Raw genomic sequence first — 8,954 nt, 5'->3', positions numbered from 1 at the left:
CCGCACTCGGTTCTGACAAGAGAACCGCGCTCGGGGCGAGGTGGCGGCTGTTGGCGCTGCTTCGACAGACAATCGAGAGCGACATCGGTACGCAACCGTCAACCGCGATGCCATCTCGTCCTGAGCATTTGACAACGACCGGATCATCTTCCAGTCTCATTCTTACATAAAACAAAAATGAACAGGGTGGAGATGTGAAGGGGGCATGGAGCCGGCAGGAGACGCGCGCCGCGGTTCTCCGCTATCTCTGGCGATCCGGCGGGTCGTTCCGGCCGGATGTGATCGCTCATGTCGGCCTGACCGATGCGAGCATCTCCCGCATCGTGACCGATCTCAAAGCGGAAGGGCTCGTCGACGAGACCCGCAAACGCGCACCTTATCGCGGCGGTCCCAGCACGTTTCTGACGCTGAGCGAGAGCCAGTTCGTCGCAACGATCGAGCTCTCCAACAACCGCGCGCATGTCGGCGTTGGAAACCTCAAGGGCGAGGCGCTGTTTTCGGAGCAGCACGACCTGCCTGACGGCACGGCCGCCATGGCGGCGGAAAACATCACGGCCGCAGCGATCGCGCGCATGGCCGAGTGGTGCACGCGCCACGACATCGTCCTGCGCCAAATCGCCGTCTCCATACCCGGCTACCATCCTGGCCAGGCGAGCAACCCGATCGTGGCGCTACGGCCGGATTTCATCACCCGGACACTGGAAGCGGCGCTTCCGGACGTGCCCGCGACTTTCGCCAACTCGATCGTGACGCGTGCCCTGGCGCATCGGCTTCAGATCGGCGTCACGCGGGACGAAAGACCCTATTTCTATGTGTTCCTCGGGCATGGCGTCGGCGGGGCCTTCGTCGATGAAAGCGCCGGGAGCGACGATGTGCTCCCCTGCGAAATCGGACATATGATCATGGACCCGCAGGGCGCGCGGTGCCGCTGCGGCCATTCCGGCTGTCTCGAAGCCTATGTCTCGACAGGGGCCATGGCTCCGCTCTTCGGCAAAGCGGAGCAGCACATGCTCGCGCCCCGCGATAGCTGGCGCGAGGGCGTTCGGCTGTCGAGCCATGTGCCAAGTCATGCGCGGGCCGAAATCGGCATCCGTCTCGCCCAGCTCGGCACGGCGATCGGCAATGCCCTGAACCTCAATCGCGTCAGGCGGGTCGTCATCGCAGGCTGGCCAAGCCAGCTGCAAGACAAGGCCCGCCCGGCCTTATCGGCCGGTATCGACCAGAGCCTGTTCGGCGGTGCGGCCAGTGTCGAATTGTCCTTCTCCGCGATGAAGCCCGGCAGAGAACCTGCCTCCGGCATCGCGCTCGCCACCTTCGCTTTCATCGGCCGCGGCGGGCACGTGGTCCCGGCACCCGGCCGCAAGCGAGCCCGGCGCCTAGAGCCGGATGATTTCAGACGGAGCCACAAAGTGACCCCGTCTGAAATCTGAATCCGTCTCTCATCAAGGAGTTAGAGCAGGATCAATGCGAAAAACCGGTTCCCACTTTTTCGCATCCTGCTCTTGCGCTGGAAACGTCATGACAAATCACAAGAAAATCGGGAGGATACAATGAAAGCGCATTGGGCAATCGGCGCCGCTCTGCTTGCACTGTCGGTCGGTTCGGCGGCAGCGCAGAGCGTCCTGAAAGTCAGACCGTCCGGCGACGTCAAGATCCTCGACCCGATGCTGGGCTCGGATTCGATGGCCCGCAACTTCGGCTACATGGTCTACGATACGCTGTTTGCGGTCGACGACACTCTGGCGGTGAAACCCCAGATGGTGGCGGCATGGAGCACTTCGGCCGACGGCAAGATTTGGGACTTCACGCTGCGCGACGGCCTGGCGTTCAGCGACGGCCAGCCCGTCACCTCCGACGATGTCATCGCCTCGCTGAAGCGCTGGAGCGGCAATGACAGCATGGGCCAGCAGCTCAATGCGCGCGGCGCGGTCTGGAGCGCGATCGACGCCAAGAGCTTCAGGCTGACGCTGTCCCAACCCTGGGGCTTCGTGCTCGACGCGCTCGGCAAGCCCGGGGCGCCCGTGCCCTTCATCATGCCGGCGCGGATCGCCACGGCGACGCCCGCCAATCAGGGTGTGACCGACCAGACCGGCTCCGGCCCCTTCATCTTCAAGAAGGAGGAATGGCTCTCGGGCTCGAAACTGGTCTTCGTCAGGAACCCGAACTATGTGCCGCGCATGGAGGCGCCGAGCGGCTTCTCCGGCGGCAAGGTCGCGCGCGTGGACCGCGTCGAGTGGCAGATCATCCCCGATCAGCAGACGGCCGTGAATGCCGTGCTGAAGGGTGAGATCGATATCAGCGAAGACCTCTCCGCCGATCTGATCGGGCTCGCCAAACCGGCAAAGGACGTCGTCATCGCCCGTCAGGATGATCTCGGCGTGGCGCAGCAGATCCGCATCAACGCGCTGCAGCCGCCATTCAACAATCCCAAGATCAGGCAGGCCCTGCTCCATGCCGTCAACGGCTCCGAGTTCCTGGAAGCCGTGATCGAGGATCCGAGCCTCGGCAAGACCTGCCGCTCCTTCTATATCTGTTCCTCGCCCTATTTCACGGAGGAAGGCTTTCCCAAGCCGGACCTCGACAAGGCCAAGGCGCTGGTCAAGGAGAGCGGTTATGACGGCACGCCGGTCGTGCTGCTCGACGCCACCGAGAACACCAATATCCACGCCTTCACCATGGTCGCGGATCAATTGCTGCGCAGCATCGGCCTCAAGACGGATATCCAGGCGATGGATTGGGCCACGGTCGTGAGCCGCCGCGCGAGCAAGGAGCCGGTTGGCAAGGGCGGCTGGTCCATCTTCATTTCAGGACCAGGGGGGCTCGACATGATGGAGCCCCTCAGCCATCTCGGCCTGCGCTCGAACTGCGACAAGGCCTGGTTCGGCTGGCCTTGCGACGCCGAAATCGAGGCCATGCGGTCCGCCTTCGCCGATCTCTCCGACCTTGGCGCGCGCAAGGCGCTCGCCACGAAGATCCAGGTCCGAGCCGTCGAAACGGTGCCCTATATTCCGATCGGCCTGCAATATCAGATCCGGGCCCACCGGGCGAACCTGACCGGGATCCTGACGCCGCCGGCGCCGGTCTACTGGAACATCGCGCGGAAATAAGCAGCCGCCGAACGGTCATCCGTCTCGAGAGCATTCCGCGTTTCTCCGAATCGCGGAATGCTCTAGCTCCTTGTTTTAGCGTGCTTTCTCCGCGCAAACGCTTTGCGTTTGTCGCGGGGAACGGTGTCCACTTCGCTCGAAAACGCTCTAGCAGGCTGCTGAAGAAGTCTGTTCTGGCTCTTGGTTTAGATGGTCTCTGCTGTTTTGGCAGCGACTGGCGCAGCTGGGAAGCGTCGGCGGCTTGTCTTCTGGTGGATGCTGCTGCCGGAGCGTGGCTTGGTCCGCTTGGCGCTGCCCTTCATGCGGTCGCCTGGGCTAGAAGCTTGGGGATGCGGACGAGGTTGTAGGCGGCAACTGCGAAGGTGAAGACCGCCTCGGCCTTGGTCCGGGACCGGACCTTGACCTTGGCCAGCCCGGCCTGGGTCTTGATCCAGCCGAAGACCTCCTCGATGCGCTTGCGGCAACGCTGGCTGATCGCGTAGCCGGGATGGCGGGTGATGCGGCCGTCGATGGCGGTCTTGCGCACCTTGCCGGTCTTGGACACCGCGCCGTTGATGGCGATGTGCGGCGTCACCTGGCGCGCCCGCAGGTCGCCCACGAAGGCCTCGACATCGTAGGCCTTGTCGGCTCCCAACGTGATCCGATGTCGGCTTTCGCGCCGGTCGAGCATCGCAAGCGTTGCCTCGCGCTCGGCCGTGCCGGTGGCGTGGGTCAGCGTCGCGTCCACCACGAGGCCATGGCGGTTCTCCATCAGCGCATGGCCTATGAAGCACAGCCGGCTCTCGTGCCCGTCGCTCTTGCGATAGAGCCGGGCATCGGGATCGGTGGTCGAGGCATGGGTTACATTCGAGCGCTTTTCCTTGCGGAAGTTGCGCTCGCCGTTGCGGCCAGGCCCAGGCGGCTCGTCCGAGCCGTCCTTGCGCCGGAAGCTCTTCATCGAGGCCCAGGCATCGATCAGCGTGCCATCGACGGAGAAGTGGTCGCTCGACAGGAGCTGCTTCACCTGACGCAAAGCCAGCAGCCCCGACAGGAAGGCGTGGGCCACATCCGCTTCCAGAAGCCGGTCGCGGTTGTGCGTGAACACCGTCGGGTGCCAGACCGCGGCATCCATCTCAAGCCCGACGAACCACCGGAACAGCAGATTGTAGTCGATCTGCTCCATCAGCATCCGCTCGGAGCGAACCGAGAAGAACGCCTGCAGCAGCGTCGCGCGCAGCAGCATCTCCGGTGGGATCGAGGGCCGACCCATCTGCGAATACAGCGTCTCGAAGCGACCGTTCAGACCCGCCAGAACCTCGTCCGCCAAAGCCCGGATCGCTCGCAGCGGATGATCCGCAGGAACCCGCTCTTCCAGCCGGATGTAGCTGAACAGGCTATCCGACCGATCCTCACGTCCCCGCATCGCAAGACCCCGCATCTGCCTCAGACAGAGTGAATCATCTCCAAGACGATCCCGCCAGAGACTTCTGCAGCAGCCTGCTAGTCGCAGCAGGACGATTCGAACCATGTCGTGGCGGCGGCCGAAAGGGCGGGCAAGGCCGCCTGCAGCGCCTGGTAGCGCGGCAGGTTCTTGCGGAAGAGCCCGCGCAATTGCGCCTCGCATCGTTCGAGCTCGATGCCTGTCGGGCATCCATCCCGGACGATCTGCCGCCCGGCCACGACCACGTCGCGGACACAAGCGGTGTTGCCGCGGGCGAACAGCAGGTCGAGCGGATCGACAGGCATGATCGCGTCACGATCGAGCCGGTCGAGGTCGATCACCGTGAAATCGGCGGCAGCGCCCGCGACCAGCGCGCCCGGGCCCGGCGCGCCCGTGGCCTTGCGGCCGTTGCGGACCGCGAGGGAGAGGAATTCGGCGCGGCTCCAATTGCGCCGGAGGCCCGCGCCGTCATGCATGATCTGGACGAGCCGCATCTCGCGCAGCGCGTCGTCGTCTTCGTCGAGCGCCGCGCCGTCGACGCCGACGGCGATCGCGCAGCCGCGACGATGGGCTTCGGCGATCGGCCCGAGCCCGGAATGCAGATGCAGATTGGAGCTGAAATTGGTGACGATGGTCGCGCCGGCCTCGGCAATGAGATCGAGCTCCTCGGGCCTCGCATGGGTGCAATGGGCCAGGGTCAGGCGCTCGGAAAGCAGGCCGATATCCTTGAGGTAGCCCAGCATGCCGCCCGGGAAGGTCCTGTCCGCCCAGCTGCGCTGGTAGACGGTTTCGAGGAGGTGCATGTGCACGCGCCGGCCGGTCGCGGCCGAGCGCTCGGCGATGGCCTCGAGCAGGGCCGGCGAGCACCATTGCACTCCGGCCGGCCCGAACTGGACATCGACCATCGGCCCGGCGATCGCGGCGCCGATCTCCTCGACAAGGTCGAGATAGGCGGCGGGCGGCATTGCCGGCCGGATGAACAGGTCTTCGACCGGCTGCCGCGCCTCGGCCGGGAGCGCCTCGAGCAGAGCGGCGCTGTCGCCATAGACCAGCGGGTTCTGGTCGCGCACCGCCAGTGCGAAGGCCAGTCGGATGCCGACATCGCTGGCCGCGCGCGCGATCTGCCGGGCTTCCTCGACGATCGGCATCGTGCCGCTCGGGCGGGTATAATGGACCATCATCGTGCCGCAGCCGGCCCGTGCCGTTCTGGCCAGTGAGACGGCGGCGGCGAGATAGGGATCAGGCGGCGTGCCGAAGGCCGAGCGCAGCATCCAGGTTTCGAGCGGCAGGTTCGCTGCGCCGAAGGAGGTCATGCTCGGCCGGGCATGGTCATGCGCATTGACCAGGGCCGGGATGATCAGCCGGCGCCCATCCTGCGCCGCCTGCCCATCCAGGACGGCGCCGATCACCCCGTCCCTGTGCTGGAGCGCGGCATCCGCGACGAGGTCTTGTCCGGTGAACAGGCTCGTCGCGAATGCCGTCTCTGTCATCTCGCCCTCCCGGCGGGTTCAGTTCGCGGTATAGACCAGTTCACGCTCCGCCTTGGGCGGCAGGAACTGGCGCGAGAAGATCTCACTGGGCGCCGGCGTGCGCGCGAGCTGGTAACCCTCGACGATGATGCCGATGGCACGCGCCATGCGCTCGTCCTTGGTGTCGCCGATGCCGATCTCCTTCATCTCCGGCGAGACGATAAGCTCGCTGAAGGAATATTGCAGCCGGCGCTTCTCGACCTTTTCGTCGACGAGGTTGTCGAAATTGACCACGCCCTTCATGCCGAGCCCCTGATCCCCGGCGATCTCGATCATCGCCTTGTTGGTGGCGCGAACGAGGCCGGCCACAGCCTTTGGATTGTCCTTGATCAGCTTCTGCGAGACCATCAGGCCGTTCGAGTAGAGGTCGAGGCCATAATCGCCGAACATCAGCCAGTTGAAATCCTTGTCCGGGTCCTGGCGGTTCAGCACGAGGTTGAAATAGCTGGTGATGTTGAAGACCAGCGCGCCGTCGATGTCGCCCTTGATCAGCAGGGGCTCCTGCAGGTTCGGCGCCATGTTGGAGAGCTTGACCTTGTCCATCGGAACGCCGTTCTTGCGCGCGAAGACCTCGAGCAGACGGGTCGTCGGCGTGCCCTGGGCGCCGCCCAGCGTCTTGCCGACGAGCTCGGCCGGCTTGGTCACGCCGGTCGCCTTCTTCGTCACGATCGCGAAAGGCGGCCGGTTCCACATCATATAGACCATCACCGGGGCTTCGCCCGGCCTGGCCGCGGCGTTCTGGATGATGGCGTTGACGTCGCCGAAGCCGGCATCATAGGCGCCGCTCATGACGCGGGTGACGGTGGCGCCGGAGCCCTCGCCCTGGTCGATGACGACGTTCAGCCCCTCGGCCTTGTAGTAGCCCTTGTCGCGCGCGACGAAGAAGGCTGCATCCGAACCTTGCGTCTTCCAGCCGAGCGTGAACTTGATCGTGGCCTCCTGGGCCAGCGCGGAGCCGGCCCAGGCGAGGCCGGCAAGGAGTGTCGCGGTCCATGTCTTAAGCATCGCGGTCTTCAGCATCGTGGTCTCCCCTTCTGACGATTTCTGGCGATTACGGCATGCCTAGGCGGTGGCGAGGTCGGTCTTGCGGGTGGCCCAGCCGGTGACGCGCATCTCGATCAGCGAGAAGGCGACGTAGAGCGCGACGCCGAGCCCGGCGAGGATGAACAACCCGGCGAAGACCAGCGGCACGTTGAAGTTGGACGAGGCCGTCATCATCACATTGCCGATGCCGCGATTGGAGGCGACGGTCTCGGCCAGCACCGTGCCGACGAAGGCGTAGGTGATCGCGACCTTCAGCGAGGCGAAGAAGAACGGCATCGTGCGCGGCAGGCCGACATTCCAGAGGATGTCGAACTTGCTGGCGCCGAGCGCCTTCAGCACGTCCTCCATCTCGGGCTCGGTCGTGGCGAGGCCGGTCGCGATGTTAACCACGATCGGGAAGAAGCAGATCGACAGCGAGGTCAGCACGGCCGGCACCGTGCCCGAGCCGAACCAGAGCACGAAGATCGGCACCACCGCGACCTTCGGGATCGAGGAGAAGCCGATCAGCAGCGGGTAGACCGTGTCATAGGCCGTGCGGGAAACGCCGATGACCGCGCCCAGCACGACACCGAGCGCAACCCCGAGCACGAAGCCGGCCATCGTCGTCGCCAGCGTCTGCAGGATATGCGGCCGCAGGATCGGGAAGCGCTGCACCAGCGTCGCGACCACCTGGCTCGGGCGCGGCAGGACCAGGTCCGACATGCCCGAGATGACGCAGAACAGCTCCCAGCCGACGAAGAACAGCACGATCAGCCCGGCTGAACCCAGCCTCTGCCTGAGACGGATATCGGCCATGTCAGATGCCCTCCTCAAGGATCGGGGCGGAGCGGGCATCGACGATGAGCTCGCGCAAGCGCTGGTTCAGCGCGACGAAGTCCGGCTCGAAGGTCATTGCGATCGTGCGCGGCCGGGCGAAGGCGACCGCGCTGTCGTCGAGGATGCGGCCCGGCCGGGCGCTCATCACGCAGATCCGGCTCGCCAGGAAGCCGGCCTCGCGCAGATCATGCGTCACCAGCAGGACGGTGGGACGGTGCGCCAGCCAGAGCTCCTGCAGGACCGCCCAGAGCTCCTCGCGCGTGAACTGGTCGAGCGCGCCGAACGGCTCGTCGAGCAGCAGCATGCGCGGCTCATGGATCAGCGCCCGGCACAGATTGGCGCGCTGGAGCATACCGCCCGAAAGCTGCCAGGGATATTTGCCGGCAAAGCCCTTGAGCCCGACCTGGGAGAGCAGCGCATGCGCCTTGTCGCGGAAGGCGCCGCGCTTCTCCCGCGCGAAACGCGAGCGGAACGGCTGCACGATCTTCAGCGGCAGCATGACGTTCTGCTCGATCGTCAGCCAGGGCAGCGTGGTCGGATTCTGGAAGGCCATGCCGATCCGGAGCGCCCGCGCGGTAACCTCGCGGCCGCCGACGATGACGACGCCTGAACTCGGCTGCACGAGCCCGCTCACCAGCCGCAGGATGGTGGACTTGCCGCAGCCGGAGGGGCCGACCAGCGCGACGAACTCGCCATCGGGAATGCGCAGGCTCGTCTCGGACAGGGCCGGCACCGCGCCTGCGCCACGGCCGAAGGTGACGGAGGCCTGCGAAAGCTCGATCGCCGGAGCGGCGCGCAGCGGCGCATCCGCGCCCGGCTGCGGCGGCGCCGATGGAACGATCGCTGGCTTGTGGCGTGGTTGGCTCATGCCAAAAGTGCATGCAATTGCAGTGCCACATTGTATCCCGATCGGACCGCCCTCCTTGTTCGAGCGGCCTCGGCAATCCATCACGGCCAGCGCGATCGGCGGGATGCCGAGGCAACCCGGCTGTCCCGCGCATGCATTGCGGAAGCGGTCGACATGGCGCTAAGACGATC

The 8,954-nt window shown here is 65.5% G+C and carries 7 protein-coding genes; 2 read left to right on the top strand and 5 right to left on the bottom strand.

The window, feature by feature from the left end:
- The first annotated feature begins 194 nt into the window (after positions 1–194).
- Entirely contained in the window at positions 195–1,430 is a 1,236-nt protein-coding gene (locus BHK69_RS06345) for an ROK family transcriptional regulator (protein ID WP_069689363.1), read from the top strand.
- A 120-nt stretch (positions 1,431–1,550) separates the two neighbouring features.
- Positions 1,551–3,107, top strand: coding sequence for an ABC transporter substrate-binding protein (locus BHK69_RS06340; protein ID WP_069689362.1), 1,557 nt, complete (start codon positions 1,551–1,553; stop codon positions 3,105–3,107).
- Positions 3,108–3,405: 298 nt separating this feature from the next.
- On the opposite strand, the gene BHK69_RS06335 is transcribed toward BHK69_RS06340, so the two are convergent.
- From BHK69_RS06335 to BHK69_RS06315, 5 genes are all read right to left on the bottom strand, one after another.
- Entirely contained in the window at positions 3,406–4,509 is a 1,104-nt protein-coding gene (locus BHK69_RS06335; protein ID WP_069693320.1) for an IS5 family transposase, read from the bottom strand.
- A gap of 77 nt (positions 4,510–4,586) precedes the next feature.
- Positions 4,587–6,017, bottom strand: a complete 1,431-nt coding sequence (locus tag BHK69_RS06330) for an amidohydrolase family protein (RefSeq protein WP_069689361.1) — start codon at positions 6,015–6,017, stop codon at positions 4,587–4,589.
- An 18-nt stretch (positions 6,018–6,035) separates the two neighbouring features.
- Entirely contained in the window at positions 6,036–7,061 is a 1,026-nt protein-coding gene (locus BHK69_RS06325) for an ABC transporter substrate-binding protein (RefSeq protein WP_069693424.1), read from the bottom strand.
- Positions 7,062–7,118: 57 nt separating this feature from the next.
- Positions 7,119–7,895: an ABC transporter permease gene (locus BHK69_RS06320; protein WP_069689360.1), complete on the bottom strand. Its 777-nt coding sequence runs from the start codon at positions 7,893–7,895 to the stop codon at positions 7,119–7,121.
- A gap of 1 nt (position 7,896) precedes the next feature.
- Complete coding sequence (locus BHK69_RS06315; RefSeq protein ID WP_069689359.1) at positions 7,897–8,784, bottom strand: ABC transporter ATP-binding protein; 888 nt, start codon at positions 8,782–8,784, stop codon at positions 7,897–7,899.
- Between the last annotated feature and the right edge of the window lie 170 nt (positions 8,785–8,954).

Source organism: Bosea vaviloviae (genome assembly GCF_001741865.1).
Taxonomy (GTDB): domain Bacteria; phylum Pseudomonadota; class Alphaproteobacteria; order Rhizobiales; family Beijerinckiaceae; genus Allobosea; species Allobosea vaviloviae.
This window is presented reverse-complemented; position numbering and strand designations above follow the sequence as displayed.